This window comes from Prevotella corporis DSM 18810 = JCM 8529, from assembly GCF_000430525.1.
GTDB lineage: Bacteria > Bacteroidota > Bacteroidia > Bacteroidales > Bacteroidaceae > Prevotella > Prevotella corporis.
In genome coordinates, this window is sequence record NZ_AUME01000007.1 from 1 (window position 1) to 19,720 (window position 19,720).

The window sequence follows — 19,720 nt, forward strand, 5'->3', positions numbered from 1 at the left end:
AATAGGGCAGCAAAAGTGGCGGAAGAAATAAGCAGAGAGAAAGGCTTGACCATTGCAAAGGAGGTCAAGGCAGAAAAGAAATATCAAAAGACAAAAGCAAGTCCAACGAGAGAGCAAACCAAGAAAGAGGTGCAGCAAATCTGTTATGCCCTGCTTGACAAGTACAAAGGAACAGGCGTCACGGGGCATTCCATGTTCCTTTATGAATTGAACAAAAACGGCATTACCATAGAGCGTATGAAGAACAAGCAGGGCAAGGTATATGGCTTGAAGTTCTCATACGCAGGGCAATCCTTCAAGGCTTCCGAAATCGGCAGGGAGTTCGGCTACCATTCCTTGCAGAAGAACTTTGAAGCAACCAACAAGGAAGAATCAAGGAAACCACATCTAACAGTACAAGAGCCGACAGAAAGGAAAGAACAACCTGATGCAGGCTATCAGCTCTTACCTCCAAGCCGTTCCTCTATCTCACGAGACAATGACACCTCACAAGTGCAGAATCCCATTGGTGCAGTGGCAGACACCATCGTTAGTGCAGTCGATAATGTGGTGGAAGGGTTGGGCGATTTGATTACACCTACTACGCAAGGCAATGACTATGCCGAAGCTGCATGGCAGCGCAAACTCAGATACCAAGCTAACAGAAAGAAGAAACGTGGAAGGGGATTATAACTCACGCCTGAACAAAATGCAGAAAGAAGAATATCTCATTAAAAATGCTTGTTATTCGGTAACAAAGTATTATCTTTGCAAACAGAATAACAAGCGTTCTTTGTTAGGCAAAAAACAGCGAAGCCAAGTAGCTCGCTCGTTTCCAAATCGTTACCTATTTAGTTTCGCCAACATGGTAACTTCTTTATTTTCAATGAGTTGTATTTTAAGAATTATCTTGCCATGCGAGAGACCAGCTTTTAAGAAACGGCTGTGAAATTATTTGACAAACATAGCCACTTCACGGTGCGAAAAACCGCAGAAAGAACGAGCCCCACCTATAAAAATAAATGGGAACTCGCTGCTGATAATTGAAAATAAAGGTTGTCAAACTTACTCACTACTGGTATCTTTGATGATGGAGACGGAGAGCGCTCCTAAGCCGAGGGCCACACCGGCAACTATCATCATGTTACTCTGAACAGCTCCCACCATGCTGAAGATGACTCCACCGATGGAGGCTGCAATAATTTGGGGTATGCAAATCGTACCATTGAACAATCCAAGGTAAGCTCCCATGTGTCCGTAGCCCTCCAGCGCGTTGGTGACGAAAGTGAAAGGCATGGCCAATATAGCCGCCCAAGCGCAACCAATGAGGATAAACGGCACGAACATGACATACTGGTCGTGGACGAAAGCCGTCATGACAAAGCCGACACCACCGATGGCAAGCGAAAAACTGTAGGCCAACTTGCGATTTTTGAACTGCGGCAACACCATCGCCCAAAGCACCGATCCGACAGCCTGAACAGCGAACAACACTCCCACCCAGTTGCCGGCAGCCTGATAACCCTCGCTGGCCACTTCGGTAGTATTCCAGCAGTTGGCTGCAACAGTTCCGTTGGTGTAAGTCCACATATACATGAAGGCAAACCACGAGAAGAACTGAACGAGGCCAACCTTCCAAAAAGTTGACGGAGCATTCTTCAGCAAGTCAATCCAATTCGCCTTCGACTCGTTGTCGGCTTCTTTCAAATTGTGATACTCAGCATATTCCTTGGGAGGCATCTCCTTCACCTTGGCAGTGGTATAGATCACACAAAGAATGAGGATGGCAGCACCGATATAGAATGAATATATCACCGAATCGGGAATAACACCCGACGGAGCTGTGTTGGCAATGCCGATGGCCGTGAAAAAGAACGGGAAAACATAACCCACCAGCGAACCGGCATTGCAAAGGAAACTCTGGATAGAGTAAGCAAGGGCTTTCTGATTCTCGTTCACTTCGTCGCCTACAAGCATCTTGAACGGCTGCATGGCCATGTTGATACTCGTGTCGAGGAACATCAATGCAATCAGCCCAAAAACCATCGCCGTCGAAACCGTCATGCCCAACGAACCGGCATTAGGCAAGAGGCACATGACCAGAACCGCAACCGCTGCTCCTACGAACAGGTAGGGAATGCGACGGCCGAAGCGTGTCCATGTCTTATCAGAAAGAGTTCCCACGATGGGTTGAACAACGATACCCATTAAAGGAGGCAAAATCCAAAAGTAGTTCAGATTGTGCGGATCAGCTCCCAAAGTAGCGAAGATTCGAGAAATGTTGGCACTTTGCAAAGCGTAGGCGATTTGCACACCAAAGAATCCGAAACTGAGATTCCAAAGCTGCCAGAATGTTTTGTCCGAGCGCAATTTTAATTCATTATTCATAGTTCACAATTCATAGTCGCTCATCACAATCTGCTTTAAAAGTGAGTGTGTGGGCTGTTATATACTGATTTTTATCAAATTTTACCTTTACCTTAACCCTTATAATTCATGATGCATAATTTATCATCAGTAGTGCATCCATACTATATTTTAAGTCATTGTGCACAATGTAAGTAAATTTTCTTTCCACGTTTCCAAATCAGAGGATATTCACTTTGTCATTGTTCGACATTCATGAATTAAAAATTACTTTGTCGTACCTCTCACAATCAATCTTGTGCGAACCACCCTCTTCTCCACAGACTCCATAGGCAACACGCCTTCCACCTTATCAATGAGAATGGTCACAGCTTCCTCCCCTACCCGTATGCCACGCTGTTCGACAGTAGTCAACATGGGGTCGCAAGCGATAGCACGCTCGCCGTTGGTGAATCCACAGATAGAGACGTCGTCGGGCACACGCAAGCCATGCCGCTTGCATGAGTAAAGAATACCGATTGCCGTGTCGTCGTTCACGGCAAAAAAGGCATCGGGCGGATTCGGCATATTAAGCATGTCGGGGGTGACGACCTCTGCATCGGTACGGTTGTCGCAAATTCTCATCAACTGTTCATCTGGTTGCAAGCCGTGTCGCAACAAAGCATCCTTGTAACCATTGTAACGGTTCTTTCCAATTTCAAGATTGAGCGACACTCCGTAATAAGCAATACGTTTGCAACCTGTGTCAATCAAGTGTGTCACCGCCGAATAAGCCCCCATATAGTCGTCCACCACCACACGGCTGGCATTCACCCCCGTACTGATACGGTCGTAGAAAACCAAGGGAACACCCTGACTCATTAAGTATTTGAAGTGGTCGTATTTCATCGTGTCTTTTGCCTGTGATACGATTACACCACACACTTTGTTCTCATAGAACGATTTGCATATCTTCACCTCGCGCTCGTATTTCTCATTGCTCTGCGCCACCATGATGCGATAGCCGCGTGCTGATGCCTCCTCCTCTATGCCTGCAAGCACTGACGAGAAATAAAAATGAGCAAATTGAGGCACGATAACCCCTATAATTTTCAGCGGTTGCACCTTGCTTTTGCGCAAAGTCTCCGCAAGAACGTTTGGATAGAAATTGTGCTCACGGGCATAAGTTTTAATCTTCTCTCGCTTTTCGGCGGAGATACGGGGACTGTCTTTCAATGCACGAGAGACTGTTGCAACAGAAACACCCAGTGCCTGTGCAATATCTTTCATTGTCAAATTTCCACCTTCTTTCATAGATTCGGTCTGTTTTAGTCAGAACTTTCATTGTGATAGGGCAAAAATACACATTTTTACAATAATGTTGACCTATATCAATTATTTATTATACATTTGTCAATGCAAACGATTGCACAAGTTAAATAGCATTTTTAAAGAAAAAAAAGTGCAAAACATGTAGAAGAAGGCTAACTTTGCCAACAGTAAGCCCTAAACAGGCAATTAACCTAACGTATAGACAAAAGTATTAATTTAATCAATTTATAACTTTACTAACAAAATGATGAAGCAGGTAAAAAGCAAAATTCCCGTCAGAATGCTGACCCTTCTACTTGGGCTCATTCTGTCAATCAGCGCCTTTGCACAGTCAACTGTCAATGGCCATGTTAAAGATGCTACCGGCGAACCTGTGATCGGTGCCTCCATTCTAATCAATGGAACCACTGATGGCACAGTGACCGACCTTGACGGTAATTTCGTTCTCAACGTACAGCCAGGTGCCACACTGACTATTTCCTACATCGGATATCAGAAGCAGCAGGTAACGGCCGTTGACGGTATGGTAGTAACCCTTCAGGAAGACGCTGCACAGCAGCTGAACGAAGTGGTAGTAATCGGTTATGGAGCCGTCAAGAAGAGCGATCTCACTGGTTCCGTACTCGCTATGAAACCAGACGGAAAGAACAAGGGTGTGATTGTGAACCCACAGGACATGCTGGCCGGAAAGGCAGCAGGTGTGAGCGTCATTTCAAATGACGGTACTCCAGGTGGTGGTGCACAAATCCGCATTCGCGGCGGCGCATCTCTGAACGCATCAAACGACCCTCTTATCGTGATCGATGGTCTGGCCATTGACAACAATGGTGTAAAGGGCGTTTCCAACATCCTCTCAACAATCAACCCTCAGGACATTGAAAGCTTCAACGTCTTGAAGGACGCATCGGCAACAGCCATCTATGGTTCACGCGGTTCGAATGGTGTCATCATCATTACGACAAAGAAAGGTCGCCGTGGTCTCAACATTTCTTATGCAGGAAGTGTTACCATGAGCATGAAGAAAAAGACAATCGACGTGATGGATGGCAATCAGTATCGTGACTTTATCAAAAACATCTTCGGCGAAAACAGCGACCAATACAGAATGTTGGGTACAGCCAATACCAACTGGCAAGATGAGATTTATCGCACGGCATGGAGCCACGACCATAACGTTACTGTCTCTGGCTCAACACAACTGGGCGAGGCCAACAGCCTGCCTTACCGAGTTTCAGTTGGCTACACAGACCAGCAGGGTATCTTAAAGACATCTGATTTCAAACGCTACACAGCTGCTGTGAACTTGAGTCCTTCGTTCTTCAACGATCATCTGAACATGAACTTGAACGCAAAGGGCATGTATGCCAAATCTCAATTCGCTGATGGTGGTGCGATTGGCGCTGCTGTTTGGATGGATCCGACACAGGCAATCAACGCATTCACATCGCCTTTCCACACGGCTATGCCAGGAATCGATCAGACTCTGAGCAACTTCGGTGGTTACTTCCAGTGGCCAACCGACGGTTCTGCACTGAACGACAAGACGTGGAAATACACCAAATTCAATGAAGCCACAGCCAATCCTCTCTCACTATTGAATCTCATGGACGACCATGCGAACAGCCGCCAGTTCATCGGAAGTGCTGACTTCGACTACAAAGTTCATGGTTTCGAGGACCTACGCCTCCACCTCACATTGGGTGCCGACATAGCAAAGGGTAAGCAAACGACTAACAAACTTCCAGCTTATCCAGGCTCTATCTACTACGGATCATACGGTTCTGAAGAGATTTTCAAGCGCAACCTGTCATTGAGTGCTTACGCTCAGTATTTCAAAGACTTCAACGAAAAGCACCACTTTGATATCATGGCCGGCTATGAATACCAAAGTTTCTATCAGAACAAGAACAACGACTACGTAGGCTATTATGCTTCAACCAACAATGATGCGTCATTGGCTGGAACAGCTTGTCCACACACTCCTTATTACTTTGCAACCGACCACTATCTGGTGTCTTTCTTCGGCCGTGCAAACTACACGCTGATGGATCGCTACATGATAACAGCTACTGTACGTGACGACGGTTCTTCACGCTTCAAGAATCACTGGGCAATCTTCCCTTCATTCGCCTTCGCATGGAAAATCAAGGATGAAAACAAGTTCAGAGATATCAAGTGGCTTTCTGACTTGAAGCTCCGTCTTGGCTGGGGTATGACTGGTCAGCAGGAAGGAGACGTTGCAGACTATGGATGGGTTGCTACCTACGAAAAGAGCACTGGTACCAACGGCTACTATCCACTCATCGATATGAACGGCGACGGTAAGATTACAGCTGAAGACGGTATTCTCTATCGTCCGGCTAACCGCACTCCAGACTTGAAGTGGGAAACAACCACGACTTACAACGTAGGTCTCGACTTCGGATTGTGGAATCAGCGCCTCTCAGGAACAGTGGATTGGTACTTCCGCAAGACTACTGACTTATTGAATTACGCACCATACGCAGCTATGGGCTTGTTCAAGAACCAAGCATGGCAGAACATCGGCTCGATGAACAACACCGGTGTTGAAGTTCAGCTCGACTGGAAAGCTGTTCAGGCAAAGGACTTCTACTGGACTATCGGCTATAACTTCACTTACAACTACAACAAGATTACCGATTTGAGCGGTGTTACAACTGGTGGAATGCCCGTTCAGACAGGCGACGATGCTGGAGGAATTTTCAACAAAGTCTTGGCGCACCAAGTTGGATACGCAGCCAACTCTTTCTACGTTTACCAACAAGTTTACGACAAGAATGGAAAGCCAATCGAAAATCAGGTGGTTGACCGCAATGGCGATGGCCAGATCAACTCTGCCGACCGCTATATCTACAAGACAGCAGCTCCTCCTGTTACAATGGGCTTGACTTCTCGCATGGATTACAAGAACTTCGACTTCGGTTTCACACTCAGAGCAAGCATAGGCAACTACGTATTCAACAACATTGAATCGACATCTGCCAACATGAGCCCAGGCTCTATCTATGCTCAGAATGCTTATCTCGCCAACCGCCCAATCATGTCATTAGAAAAGAACTGGCAGACAAACGAGAATACTGCACAGCAATCAGACCTCTATGTCCACAATGCCAGCTTCTTGAAGGTTGACAACATCACATTGGGTTACAGCTTTACCGACCTTTTCAAGTCTGATTCATGGAAGGGAATTGGCGGACGTATCTACGCTACAGCAGCTAACGTATTTACATTCACCAAATACAATGGAATCGACCCTGAGACAAAAAATGGCATCGACAACAACCTTTACCCACGTCCATTCTCAGTTATCTTAGGTTTGAACCTCAATTTCTAACACATTTTAATTGAAGTAACAATGAAAATATTTATAAAAAATATGATTCCAATGGCAACACTCGCATTAGCGATGAGCCTCTCGTCATGTGTCGGTGACCTCGACAATGCTGAGAATCCTAAGGATCCCAACATCAGTACGGAGTACAAAGCCGTAGGCGAGTATAACAAGTGTTACGCAAACTTGGCTCTTCCAGGCAATGGCGGTGCCAACGGAGACTCCGACCTCGATGGTTACGATGGTGGAACAGCGGGATTTATCCGCCAAATGTGGAACGCCAACGAGCTTTCCACTGATGAGGCCATTTGTAGTTGGGGAGACGCTGGCATCGCAGAGTTCGTCTATAATACATTCGGAGCTTCTCATCCGATGACTGCAATGTACTATTATCGCCTGACAACGGGTATCACTTATTGCAACGATTATCTCCAGAAAGCCAGCGATTACGACAAGACTATGACGGCAGAGATTCGCTTTATCCGCGCTCTCCATTATTTCTATCTGATGGATGCCTTCGGAAACATTCCTTTCAGTCTGACAACAGTGGAAAAACCCAGACAGGCTACACGAAAGGAAGTTTATGACTTCTTGGAGAAAGAACTTTTGGAGATAGAGCCAGACTTATTGGAAGCAAAAGCTCTCACCTCAGATCAACCTGGTTATGGTCGTGCCAATAAGGCTGCCGACTGGATGCTGTTAGCACGGCTTTATCTCAATGCCGAGGTTTATACAGGTACTGCGCAATGGCAGAAAGCGGCAGACTATGCCAAGAAAGTCATGGACTCTGACTTCCAGCTCAACACCACTCCCACTGGAAGATGGAGTGCTTACCAGAAACTCTTCATGGGCGACAATGGCGAGTCAAGCGCAGCGAAGGAAATCATTTTCCCAATCAAGGCCGACGGTTTGACCACGACGAGCTATGGTGGCTCGCTCTATGTCATTGCATCTACCTTCGACGGCAAGATGCATGCTGACAAGGAGAACCCAGATGCAACAAACGGCACGACAGGAAACTGGGCAGGAAACCGCGCCCGTCCTGACCTCATTGCCAAGTTCTTCCCAGCGGGCAATGCGCCACAGGTTCCATCTTACGAAATGACTGCCAAGGCATCTGACGACCGCGCCATCTTCTGGGGTGCTGACCGTTCGCTTGACAATGCCACACAGTCAACCTTCACTGATGGTTATGGTGTTGCGAAGTTCCTGAACTTCCATTCTGACGGCACAAGGACTCACGATGCGCAGTTCCCTGACATGGACTATCCTTTGATGCGTGCTGCCGAGGCTTACCTCATGTATGCTGAAGCACAGGCACACCTCAACGGTGGAACAGCAACGGGTAACGCTGCCAAAGCCATCAATGCTCTTCGTGAGCGCGCCAACAACCCTAACCTCAAGACAGCTTACACGCTAGATGAGATCTGCGACGAGTGGAGCCGCGAGTTCTACTTTGAGGGAATGCGCCGCAACACCCTTATCCGCTTTAACAAGTTTGGTGGAAACAACAATTACAACTGGACTTGGAAAGGCGGTGCAAAGAGCGGCCGCAACTTCGCAGCAACACGTAACATCTACGCCATACCAGACAAGGACTTGAGTGCCAACACTAACCTCAAGCAGAACCCTGGTTACTAAGAGTAAACAAACAAGGGATAGTCGGTTGAATCCCGACAGTTCCTTGCAATAAAAACAAAATACTGAATAGAAATGAAAAAGATATTTAGTCTAATCATGTTGGTTTGCTGTGTAGGCATGTTCACAGCCTGCTCCGATGACAGAGACGACAATCCTGTTCTTCAGCAGCCAGAGACATTCACACTCAACCAACCGGCTTATTCTGCAGGCGTAGATCTCCAGAATGCCAAATCAATCGCTTTCACATGGTCGCAACCTGCCTACGGGTTCCCAGCAGGAACAGAGTACCAGCTACAGGTTTCCAACAATGGAAAGTTCACCAAGGAGCTTGATGTCAACGCTGACCCAGCAACACAGCTCGGTGTAGCCGACCACGTGACGCTGCTCGAATCATACAAAACTTGCGACGGTCCGTTGTTCACCAAGGACATGGCCAAGGCTCTTCAGCAACTAAACGCCTACGAGGAAGGCAAAGTTCCTGCCACAGACGATGTGTGGGTACGTTGCGTTGCTAGCACCAAGGGAGCGGAGAAGGTTTATTCCAACGCTGTCAAGCTCAGCGTAGTGCCTTACTATGTTGAGCTCAAGGATGCTGTTCCTGCCACATGGTACCTCATCGGCAGTTGCATTGGGGACGGCAAATGGACCAATGCCGAGGCAGCTATTGGCGTTTCGATGATGCCACTTTACACAAAGGCTGGCGAAACCTACGACAAGGCAACCGGAGACGGCAAGTTCGAATACACAGGCTATTTCCCTGCTGATGCCAACTTCAAGATTGTCAAGACTCCAGGCGACTGGGATCACTACGTATGGTGTACCGACGGAACACCTCTTGGAACATCTCTCCGCAACGGTGGCTCTGACCCAGGCAACATCACTGTTCCTGCAGCAGGCTATTACACCATCACGCTCGACACGAAGGCTCTGAAATGCGTCATCAAGCCCACTGCCTCTACACCGTCGGCAACCTATGCAATGATTACGATGCCTGGCACACCGAACGGTTGGGATGCAGCTAATGGAAACCCAATGACACCAGTATCGGCATCACCCGAAAACCACGACTGGTTCACCACAATTACCTTCGATGCCAACGCACCTGCCGACGGCGGTACCAAGTTTGCCAAGGGTAGCTGGGACGAAAGCTGGGGTATCGCGGAATTCCCATTCGGAATCGCATCTGGATCAGCTAACATTCCTTACAAGAAGGGAACTTTCAAAGTGTTCTTCAACGATTACACCAAACAGTTCTTCTTCATTGAACAGTAATAAATAAAGTTTTATGCGGAGCTTCGGCTCCGCACACTTAATAAGATTCAACATGAAAAAGTTAGTATATTTATTAGGTCTCGTCCTTCTCGCAAGTTGTGGAGGCAGTGAGGATTACACCGATTGGGCCAACCCTATCTCTCACGAACAAGAGGCTGGCAAGACTGTGAGCTTCACCGCAACAGCCGAAACTTCGACCATCAACTTTGCAAATGTCACTACAGACTCTGTGAAGTTGTTCACACCCACGGTCAACTCTGAGGATGCCATTGCTTCCCAGACCATGACCATCACTCTCTATAATGCGGACAAGACAGCAAGCTACGTGCTCTATCCCAACGCAAACGGATATGTCAGCACAAGTGAGTTGCAGAAAGCCGTTGAGAAACTTTATGGCAAGGGGGGCGACCTCCGCAACATACCAGCAACTATCAAGAACACCACTGTTCTCACAAGGGGAGAAGCGTTCACCAACACGGTTGACGTCACCATCAAGGCCCAGCTCATAGCACCCAAGTTCCCTGAATTCATTTATCAGGTAGGCAACAACAACGGCTGGGGCGACGCAGGTGTTAACAAGATGCGCAGCCCAGAAATGGATGGCAAGTACTTGGGTTACTGCTACCTCGACGGTGAGTTCAAGTTCCGCAGCCATGAGACTACATGGGACGCTCCTGACTGGGGAATGGGAAGCACAGAAGGCTCACTGGTTGAGGAGGGTGAGAAGAACATCCCTGCCGTAGCAGCTGGATTCTATCGTGTCGAGGCAAGTCTCGCCGACGGTACCTACAGCTACAGCCCTATCATGATCGGCATCATCGGAAGTGCAACACCCAATGGTTGGGACTCTGACGTGAACATGACTTACGACAAAGCAGAGAAGGCTTGGACATGGACGGGCAATCTGGTTGCAGGCGAATTGAAATTCCGCGCCAACGACGACTGGGCTATCTCTTGGGGTGGTGCCAACGACGACGCTTTCAACTTCAACAACCTGACGGAATTCAATGGAAAGAACCTCAAGATCGAAGAGGCGGGCAACTATACTGTCAAACTCTATATTTCTTACGAAGGCAACCATAAAGTAGTCTTCAAGAAGAACTAACAGACTGACATTGCTTTCATAACCACAATGAGGAGAGAATGCTCAGTGCATCCTCTCCTTTTTTTCGCAATATGCCAGACAAATAAATACCAAACATCAGACAAACATAGAATAGAAACATCATGAAAAAAATATTTACGCTGCTTACATTATGCTGCATTGCTCTTTCCTCACTCGCGCAAGGGTGGCAAGACAACTATAAAGGTGTAATGCTGCAAGGATTTTATTGGGATTCCTTCGACGATACAAAATGGACCAACTTGGAAGCACAGACAAATGATATCGTGGACTTCTTCGACCTTGTATGGATTCCTCAAAGTGCCAAACCAAGCCATAATCCTTCAATGGGCTACGACCCTCTCTATTGGTTCAGCGACTACACCAGTTCGTTCGGAACGGAAAAGGAACTGCTTAGCCTCATCGACACATGGAAGAAAAATGGGATAGGTACGATTGCCGACATCGTCATCAATCATCGTGGGAACGTGAGCAACTGGTTCGATTTCCCTACGGAGACCTACGAAGGAGCAACCTATACCATGCGAGCAACCGACATCGTGAAAGACGATGACAAAGGAAAAACTCAAGCCGAAGCCACGAAGCAGGGCGTCTCGCTCAGCCAAAACAACGATACCGGAGAGGGATGGGATGGCATGCGCGACCTCGACCATCACAGCCCTAACGTACAAAAGACGGTAAAGGCATACCTCAATATGCTGATCAATAAATTTGGTTACTCAGGTTTTCGCTACGACATGGTAAAAGGCTACGCCGGTAGTTTCACCGGGCTTTATAACACTGCCACACAACCACAATTTTCAGTAGGTGAATATTTCGACAGTAACCTTGCGAAAGTGAAAAACTGGATAGAAAGCACCCGGACAGGGGGCGTCATCACCAGTGCCGCTTTCGATTTCCCACTGCGATATGCCATCCGCGATGCGGTGAACAACGGCAATTGGGCTGCATTGGACGGACAAGGATTGGCAAAACTCCCCGATTATGCTCGCTATGCGGTAACCTTCGTAGAGAACCACGACACGGAGGATCGAGGAGGCGGCAACACGCAAGACCCGATAAGAAACAACATTTCGGCAGCCAACGCTTACATCATGGCCATGCCGGGAACACCTTGCGTTTTCCTGAAGCATTGGCAAAGCTGCAAGAAGGACATCAAGAACATGATAACCGTGCGCAAACTATTAGGCATCAGCAACCGAAGTACGTCAACCAAACTCGTCAGTGGCAACGATTTCTATGCCATGGTAACAAAGGGCGACATGGGCAACCTGTTGACTGTCGTGGGGCCGGCGGCTACTTTCGCCACACAATCGAAATGGATAAAAATCACCGGTGGAGAGAATTGGGCATATTATGCCGACAAGAACACGTCGAGTTTCGCTTGGGCGGATCTGCCAAGTGGAAGTTACGATGGCGTACAAAGCGTCACGCTGACAGCTGTTACGGGAAATCCGAATGCGAAGATTGTTTATACTATAGACGGAAGCGACCCCAAAGCAAGCAGCTCCATGGCTGAAAACGAATCGAAGATAACCATTCCGGAAGGAAAAGCCACCACGCTGAAAGTCGGTTTGCTCATCAATGGGACTGTTACCGGCATTAGCACTCGCCACTACGACATCGTTGATTTCCAACCTTACGACATCAGTGTATATGTAAACGCAGATAATGCGGACGACACATGGGCTGAAGCTAAGACCTCAAGCCCGACTCCTTCCATCAACTATTATTACTGGGGAAGTGCGACAAGCAGTCCGTGGCCCGGCAACGCGGTAACAACTACCACGGAGATAGGTGGAAAAAGATATTTCGTAAAGCAATTCCGCATCAACTCTTCGTCAGATGCCATCAACTTCGTGTTCAACATGGGGATGAACAAATCGCAGACAGTGGATGTGATGAACATCCGACAAGACACCTTCATCGACATTTCATCGCAGAAAGACGATTGGAAATACAAGGTAAACACCACGACAGCCATCCGGGGCATCAAGTGCGAGAAAACTGGAAACAAAAACGAAAGTTCCTATTATTACACTTTATCCGGGCAACGACTCAAGAAGCCGGTACAACCGGGAATTTACATCCATAAAGGCAAAAAAATAATAATAAAATAACGGCACATTCCGAATCGAAACAGAGATTACTAAAAAAAGGAATGCAACTCTTCAAAACAGAAAGCTGAACACTCAAAAGATTTTTTTTGCGAAAAATACTTGCGAAAGGTAAGCACTAAAAGTCTAAAAGGTCATCTTCCACAATACGAAAGATGACCTTTTTTCTTCGTCCAATGCTCATCACCTCCGCCAAAGACGACAGATGAGCGACAATCAGAACGTTAAACCAACACCAAACGACAGCGAGTGACGCGTGGCAGCTTCCTCGCTAAAAGTCGCTGTTCTCGAAAATGTTTCAATCCTGTAGGTAGATACGTCGTCAAAGCATTTCAAGTTGTATGCAATTTGAAAGTTCACTCCTAAATGCTTTGCGAAGTTATAAGTATAACCAATACCCAGACTACCGGTGAAGCCTTTATTATAATCCCCCACCTTTACGGCATAGCCCAAATCTGAGAAAGCGTAAAGCTCCGGAACAGTCTTTATGGCTTTACATCTCACTGTGGCAAAAATCGGCATGGAATTGTGCGAAGGATTCGTATAACAATCCAAGCCCAAGCCCACTCCTGCAGACCAAAGAGGAGAAAGGTCGTAACGAGCAGTGAAACGCAAAGAGTTTCCGCCCATTTTGTAAGTGTCGCGATGGAACGTTCGATTCATAAATTTTTCAGATAAGCCCAAATAATAGTGGTAATCTAAATCAAAATGAAATTTACTCTGCCCTTGTATGGCTGACACACAACCGAAGAGCAAGAATATCGCCAAAAGTCTTTTTCGTAGTTTCATATCAATTGCTTTTATGTTATTTTTTTAGTTTAATATCAGTATCCCGGCATAAATAGAACATAAGCACACAAAGTAAAAATAAGAAATCTGTTTTTAACTTCGTCATACTTTAATGGTTCAAAATGAATTTAATAGTAATATGCTGCAAATGTAAAAAAAAAAATCTTACTAACAGAAATCTTCTGTTAAATTATATGAATATTATTATCACGAAAACTAAAAACCGGGAGGCTGCCAAGAATCATTTGTTGGTTATTACCGTTGCAGTACTCGGAAGCCAACTTGTCCGTTCCGCCGGCAGGCTAATGGGGTAAAAAACACAGCAATGATGAGAGGAAAATTACAATAAGGTAATCTATCGTAAATCAGCTGTTTACAAACCATCCCGCAAAAGCTAAGGTATTGCAGCGTAAAAGCTGAGCGTTTGAAGAGGAAAAGCTCAGCTTTCGCAAACTGATAGTTTTCACATGAAAAAAACTGCCGACCGTTTCAATGTGTTGATGTCTCAAAAGCAATAACTGAAGGAAAGAAATCTACCCTGCGAAGTTTTCCTTTCGGGATAAAAGGCATTGAATGTTATGTCCTTGTATATCATGTGGCGACGCATTGTGAAAATGTCGGGATTGGAACAAACATAACCTATCAAAAAAATTGAACAGACGGTAAAGAGGACCTCCCTATGAGTATAGGGAGGAGAAAGCTATCAGTCTTTCTTTTTACCAGCTTTCTGATAAGGATCGAAAGGAACGGTAAGAGTGATTTTCCCCATTACGAGGCGCCCGTTCTTCTCCGCCGGTTTCCAATTGGGCATTCGCTGCACCAAACGCACGGCTTCGGATTTGAAGAATGTTTCCGCATCGATTAAGATTGCCTGTTGTTCTTCGGGTGTGAGTTTCTCGAATTTCGGGTTGTTGGCTTTCAGTCCGTTCACCTCCAAAGCTCTTGCGCCGGAAGTACTGCCATCAATCTCTATGTTCAGCGATACCAACACATTGGCTTCCACTCGCCACTTGCGCGTCTTCATCGTATAAAGCTCGTTCTCCATAAAATAGGCTTGCATGGCGGAATCACCACCAACGTATTGCGGAGCCACGTCTGGGTTTGAGGTATTTAGCTTATTTTTCAATCCTTCTAAGACCGCATGCAGCTTTTCTATCTGCACTGTGCCCAGCATCACTCGCCCATTGGGGTCGATGAGATACAGGGTCGGAATCCAGTCAACTTTGTAGAGACGGTCGATGTTGGTCTCCTTCTTCCATTTCTTGAGTTCGCTCACCTGCGTCCAATTCATCTGATACTTATCCCAGTAGGTTTTAACCCACGATTCCTTGTTGATGTCGAATGAAATGCCGATAAACCGGACATTATAATCGCGAAAATCATTCCACAATTTCTTGACGTCGGGGATTTCCTTTCTACAATCAGGACACCACGAAGCCCAAAAGTGGAGAACCACGTAATTGCCACGGTAGGTGTTCAACTTGATTTCCTTGCCATCGGCAGTGAGCAATGTGAAGTCGGGGGCCATTGTGCCTGGTTTCAGAAGTTCCTTTGCATACTGTGCATCGGCATCTTGCGCCCTCATGATTGCGATGGCTGCGAAGATAAAAAGTGCTGATAAAAGTATTCGTTTCATATCTTGTTTATTTGGTTATTACTTATTCAGCCAGTGGCTATAGTGTCGGTTCGGAATTGTGGGTCACCTTCTCAATCGTAAGCGTCTGGTCGCAGTAATCTACAAGGGCCGGACGATGGGTGACGAATATGACCGTCTTGCCATGGTTGGCGAGAATGTTCTTGAGCAACTGGCGTTCTGTTTCGGGGTCGAGTGCCGATGTAGCCTCATCGAAAAGCATGATGGAGCGGTTCCTAAGCAACGAGCGGGCTATTGATATGCGCTGCGCTTGTCCCTCGCTCAGGCCTCCTCCCTGTTCGGAGCATTGTGTTTCGAGCCCTTCGGGAAGGTCGAACACGAAGTCGGCACAACTTTTCCGCAGCACCTCTTTCATCTCCGCTGTCGTTGCATTCATCTTTCCCAACAAAAGATTCTCACGTATCGTACCACTCATGAGGGTGTTTCCCTGTGGCACATAGACGAAATTGGCCCGGAGGAGCGGACTGAGGTTGCGGCTTTCCTTATCGTTGTAGATTTCAACCTTACCCGTCTGTGGACGGAGCAGTGCCAGAATCATCCTAATCAGCGTTGTTTTCCCAGAGCCTGTCTCGCCTAAGATTGCAGTGCAGGATCCTGGATGGAAGTCGAATGAGAAGTTGTTGATGACGTTTCCATCGGCCTTGTCGTAACAGAAGCTGACGTTGCTGAACCTGATGCCGCACGTTCCTTCCATCGTGATGGAGTCGCCCTGCTCTTCCAAGGGGTTTTCCTCAAGTTCCATCAATCGCTCGACGGCTGTAAACACTGACACGAATGACGGCACGAGGCGGGTCAGTTGCCGTGCAGGACTCTGAATGCGGTTGACCAATTGCAGGAAAGCCGTCATTCCACCAAAAGTAAGCGTAGCGGCAGAAAGGCGAAAAGCTGCCCAAGCGAAAGCTACCAAATAGCCGAAAGAGAATCCAAGGTTGAGCACGAGATTGGAAAAGACCGAGAATTTAGTGCGCTTCACCACCTTGTTGCGAAGCTCACTCTGCGTGTCTTCGAGCCTATCTACGGCCGCACCGTCGCCCTCCAGTGTCTTGATGAGCATTCGGTTCTGTATGGTCTCCTGCAAAACGCTCTGCACCTTCGAGTCGGAATTTCTCACCTGACTCGTCAGACTACGCATCTGTCTGATATAAATCTTGCTGAGGAGCACGAAAAAGGGAATCATGATGACGATGAGCACCGCCAATCGCCAGTCCATGAGCAATAAGTAGCAGAATGCTCCGAGGAACATGGCCAACGTTGACAGGGAGCTGGGAATGATTTCGGTGAGAAAGTTCACCACGTTCGTGACATCGAACTCCAATCGGTTGAGCACGTCGCCCGAATGGTGGGTTTCCTTTCCATGCCATTCGGAGCGTAAAATGCGGTCGAGGAGTCGCTGTTGCATTCGGTTCTGAGCCTTGATGCCCAAGATATTGGAAACCCACACCGATGCGATGTTAAGCCCAAAACTACAAAGGATGAGCATCCCCATCAGCAAAACCGCACTGATGATATCGCCTTCCACCTCGTGTGATGCCACATCGATGGCATGCTGCACCGCCCACACTGACGCAAGCGACACCACCACACTCAAAAGACCGATGGAGGCATTGAGCACCGCCTGCAAACGGTTGCCCCGCCAGGCAGTCCACAGCCAGCGGTAGATTTCTCCCGTCTTGTATTTCGTGTCGGGAATTCTCAAAAGTGCTCTTATCTTTGAATTGAAATGCATAGTCGAAAGAATGGAATTATTATTCCCTACTGTCAGCTCCCCACATCAGTTTGGAACGCAGCGTCGAGAAATAACGGTGGTTGTGCCGCTTGACAATCCGTATTCGGAAAGGTGCTTTGGCAATGGTCACCGTCGTCCCCTCATCAACACGCTCCGAACGCCCATCTATGGCAGCGAGGAAGCTGTGACTGCGACTCTCCACCTCAAGCTTGATTTCCATGTCATCGCCTATCACGATGGGGCGAATATTCAGACTGTGTGGCGCAACAGGTGTCAGACTGAGGATACCACTGCGTGGAACCATGATGGGTCCGCCGTTGGAAAGCGAATAGGCCGTTGAGCCAGTGGGAGTGCTGATGATCAGTCCGTCGGCAAGATAGGTCACGACATATTCGCCTCCCACGCTCACACGGATGGAAATCATTGAAGCTGTGTCGCGCTTCAGTATGGCAATGTCGTTCAGGGCAAAGGGATAGTCACGGAATTTCTCACTGTCGGTTGACAATTTGATGACTGACCGCTCTTCTATATCGAAGTTTCCCACATAGATCTCGTCGAGCATCTCCAGAACTTCGCCAGGCAATACGTTCGCAAGGAAGCCAAGCCGCCCCATATTGACACCGATAATAGGGATATTTTTCGCACCTACCTTGCTGGCAGCACGGAGAAACGTGCCGTCGCCACCAAGGGAAATGGCATAGTCGGTTTCGAAACTGTTGCCCTCAAACACCCCCGCCACTGGTAAATCCCCGTTCAAATCACGACAAAGGTTCCGATAGAAGGTTTCCTCTATGAACACATCGGCATTGCGCTTGGACAAATAGTCAAGCATCTCCCACACCTGCATCAACTCCAAAGCCTTCCGATCATTTCCAAAGATAGCAAAACTCAGTTTCTTGTCAGCCATAGAATATTATGTTTTTTAAAATCTTTTATCGCTCCTATCCACATTATCACGTGAATATTTTGTATATTTGCATGTGTTAAAAAAGAGCTGGAGAAGATGGAGTTTTCAACATCGGCAAAACATCCCAACTGCTTTTGACAACATATTGCTATGCAAAAATAAAGATTTTTGTTGACAACATGAAGATAAAACCAAAATATTATGGCTAAAGTATATGAATTCCTTGCCAACGGCTTCGAGGAAATAGAGGCTCTGGCGCCACTGGACATCCTCCGCAGAGGAGGTGTTGATGTTAAAACCGTGAGTATTACAGGCAGCGAATTTGTCGAATCGGCACATGGTGTCACCGTCAAGGCTGACCTCATCTTCGAGAACACCACTGGTTTCGGCGATGCCGATATGCTGATGATTCCTGGTGGCATGCCTGGAGCGGCGAACCTAAACGCCCATGAGGGGCTTCGCAACCTGTTTTTGACACACAACGAGCAGCACAAACTTATCGGAGCGATCTGCGCAGCCCCAATGGTGCTGGGTTCGCTGGGCATCGTCAAGGGCCGTAAGGCAACCTGCTATCCAGGATTCGAAAAGTTTTTAGACGGCGCAAGCTACACAGCCGAGCTGGTTACGGTGGACGACAACATCACAACGGGCAAAGGTCCGGCTGCGTCATTCATGTATGGCTTTTGCATTCTTGAGCAACTGACCTCGAAAGCAGTAGCCGAGGACGTGAAAGCGGGCATGCTCATTAATGAATTGATTGCATTACGTTAAGACTTCGCCCTAACTATGAACTATATTATTATTGTCGCAGGCGGAAAAGGACTGCGCATGGGCAGCGAGACTCCTAAACAATTTCTGCCCATCGGTGGCAAGCCCATACTGATGCGTACCATAGAGCGTTTCAAGGCATACGACAAGGAGATGAAAGTAATCGTTGTTCTGCCCGAAAGCCAACAGTCCTATTGGAAGGAACTATGCGGAGAATACGACTTCAACATTGAACATCAGATTGCCAACGGTGGCAACACACGCTTCGAATCGTCAAGGAACGGACTGGCGATGATTCCCGAAAGCGAGGATGGGCTGGTGGGAATACACGATGGAGTCAGACCTTTCGTATCACTACAAACCATCGCACGCTGCTACGACGAGGCTCTCAAAACATGTGCGGCCATTCCAGTGATGCCAATAACCGAGACACTGCGCATGATCGAGAAGAACGGAAACTCCAAAAACGTGCTTCGTAGCGACTATCGCAGCGTACAGACGCCACAGGTGTTCAACATCATGATGCTGAAGATGGCCTATGCACAGGAGTTCCAAGATTCGTTTACCGACGATGCAAGCGTGATGGAACAATTTGGCTGCAAGGTGTCGATGGTGGAAGGCAACTGCGAGAACATCAAGATAACGACACCAACCGATTTGAAGTTTGCAGCAACTTTGCTGAATGAATGACAGAGGGAGCATGACGCAAAGGAT

Annotated in this window: 13 protein-coding genes and 1 pseudogene; 8 read left to right on the forward strand and 6 right to left on the reverse strand. The window is 47.4% G+C overall.

The genetic code is table 11. From position 1 onward, the window contains the following. A pseudogene (locus H515_RS0101835) lies at positions 1–672 on the forward strand (relaxase/mobilization nuclease domain-containing protein); the annotation flags it as partial. A gap of 372 nt (positions 673–1,044) precedes the next feature. On the opposite strand, the gene H515_RS0101840 reads toward H515_RS0101835, so the two are convergent. Both H515_RS0101840 and H515_RS0101845 read right to left on the reverse strand, forming a co-directional pair. Continuing rightward, the gene (locus tag H515_RS0101840) at positions 1,045–2,367 is read right to left on the reverse strand and encodes an SLC45 family MFS transporter (RefSeq protein ID WP_028901504.1); all 1,323 of its coding nucleotides are present in this window, start codon (positions 2,365–2,367) and stop codon (positions 1,045–1,047) included. A 246-nt stretch (positions 2,368–2,613) separates the two neighbouring features. Next, positions 2,614–3,639 carry a LacI family DNA-binding transcriptional regulator gene (locus tag H515_RS0101845; protein ID WP_025875153.1) on the reverse strand — a complete coding sequence of 342 codons (1,026 nt, stop codon included), beginning with the start codon at positions 3,637–3,639 and terminating at the stop codon, positions 2,614–2,616. Between the two features lie 265 nt (positions 3,640–3,904). Between H515_RS0101845 and H515_RS0101850 the strand changes: the two genes are divergently transcribed. The 5 genes from H515_RS0101850 to H515_RS0101870 all read left to right on the forward strand — a co-directional run bounded on the left by H515_RS0101850 (position 3,905) and on the right by H515_RS0101870 (position 13,165). Further along, entirely contained in the window at positions 3,905–7,012 is a 3,108-nt protein-coding gene (locus H515_RS0101850) for a SusC/RagA family TonB-linked outer membrane protein (RefSeq protein ID WP_081410106.1), read from the forward strand. Between the two features lie 21 nt (positions 7,013–7,033). Then, positions 7,034–8,650: a RagB/SusD family nutrient uptake outer membrane protein gene (locus H515_RS0101855; RefSeq protein ID WP_025875152.1), complete on the forward strand. Its 1,617-nt coding sequence runs from the start codon at positions 7,034–7,036 to the stop codon at positions 8,648–8,650. 72 nt (positions 8,651–8,722) lie between these two features. Further along, a complete protein-coding gene (locus H515_RS0101860) occupies positions 8,723–9,922 on the forward strand; it encodes a SusE domain-containing protein (RefSeq protein ID WP_028901506.1) in 1,200 nt (399 codons plus the stop codon). 52 nt (positions 9,923–9,974) lie between these two features. Next, entirely contained in the window at positions 9,975–11,027 is a 1,053-nt protein-coding gene (locus H515_RS0101865; protein WP_025875151.1) for an Outer membrane protein SusF domain-containing protein, read from the forward strand. A gap of 122 nt (positions 11,028–11,149) precedes the next feature. Then, positions 11,150–13,165, forward strand: coding sequence for an alpha-amylase family glycosyl hydrolase (locus tag H515_RS0101870; protein WP_025875150.1), 2,016 nt, complete (start codon positions 11,150–11,152; stop codon positions 13,163–13,165). Between the two features lie 213 nt (positions 13,166–13,378). Here the strand turns inward: H515_RS0101870 and H515_RS0101875 are convergent, their stop codons facing one another. The 4 genes from H515_RS0101875 to H515_RS0101895 all read right to left on the reverse strand — a co-directional run bounded on the left by H515_RS0101875 (position 13,379) and on the right by H515_RS0101895 (position 18,238). Continuing rightward, positions 13,379–13,951, reverse strand: coding sequence for a hypothetical protein (locus H515_RS0101875; protein WP_025875149.1), 573 nt, complete (start codon positions 13,949–13,951; stop codon positions 13,379–13,381). Between the two features lie 703 nt (positions 13,952–14,654). After that, positions 14,655–15,587, reverse strand: coding sequence for a peroxiredoxin family protein (locus H515_RS0101885; protein ID WP_028901507.1), 933 nt, complete (start codon positions 15,585–15,587; stop codon positions 14,655–14,657). 37 nt (positions 15,588–15,624) lie between these two features. After that, positions 15,625–17,331, reverse strand: a complete 1,707-nt coding sequence (locus H515_RS0101890) for an ABC transporter ATP-binding protein (RefSeq protein WP_025875143.1) — start codon at positions 17,329–17,331, stop codon at positions 15,625–15,627. A gap of 19 nt (positions 17,332–17,350) precedes the next feature. Then, entirely contained in the window at positions 17,351–18,238 is an 888-nt protein-coding gene (locus H515_RS0101895; RefSeq protein WP_025875141.1) for an NAD kinase, read from the reverse strand. 201 nt (positions 18,239–18,439) lie between these two features. Here H515_RS0101895 and H515_RS0101900 point away from each other — a divergent pair, with 201 nt between their 5' ends. Beyond that, entirely contained in the window at positions 18,440–19,009 is a 570-nt protein-coding gene (locus H515_RS0101900; RefSeq protein WP_025875139.1) for a DJ-1 family glyoxalase III, read from the forward strand. A 15-nt stretch (positions 19,010–19,024) separates the two neighbouring features. Further along, positions 19,025–19,696, forward strand: a complete 672-nt coding sequence (locus H515_RS0101905) for a 2-C-methyl-D-erythritol 4-phosphate cytidylyltransferase (protein ID WP_025875137.1) — start codon at positions 19,025–19,027, stop codon at positions 19,694–19,696. Positions 19,697–19,720 lie beyond the last annotated feature (24 nt).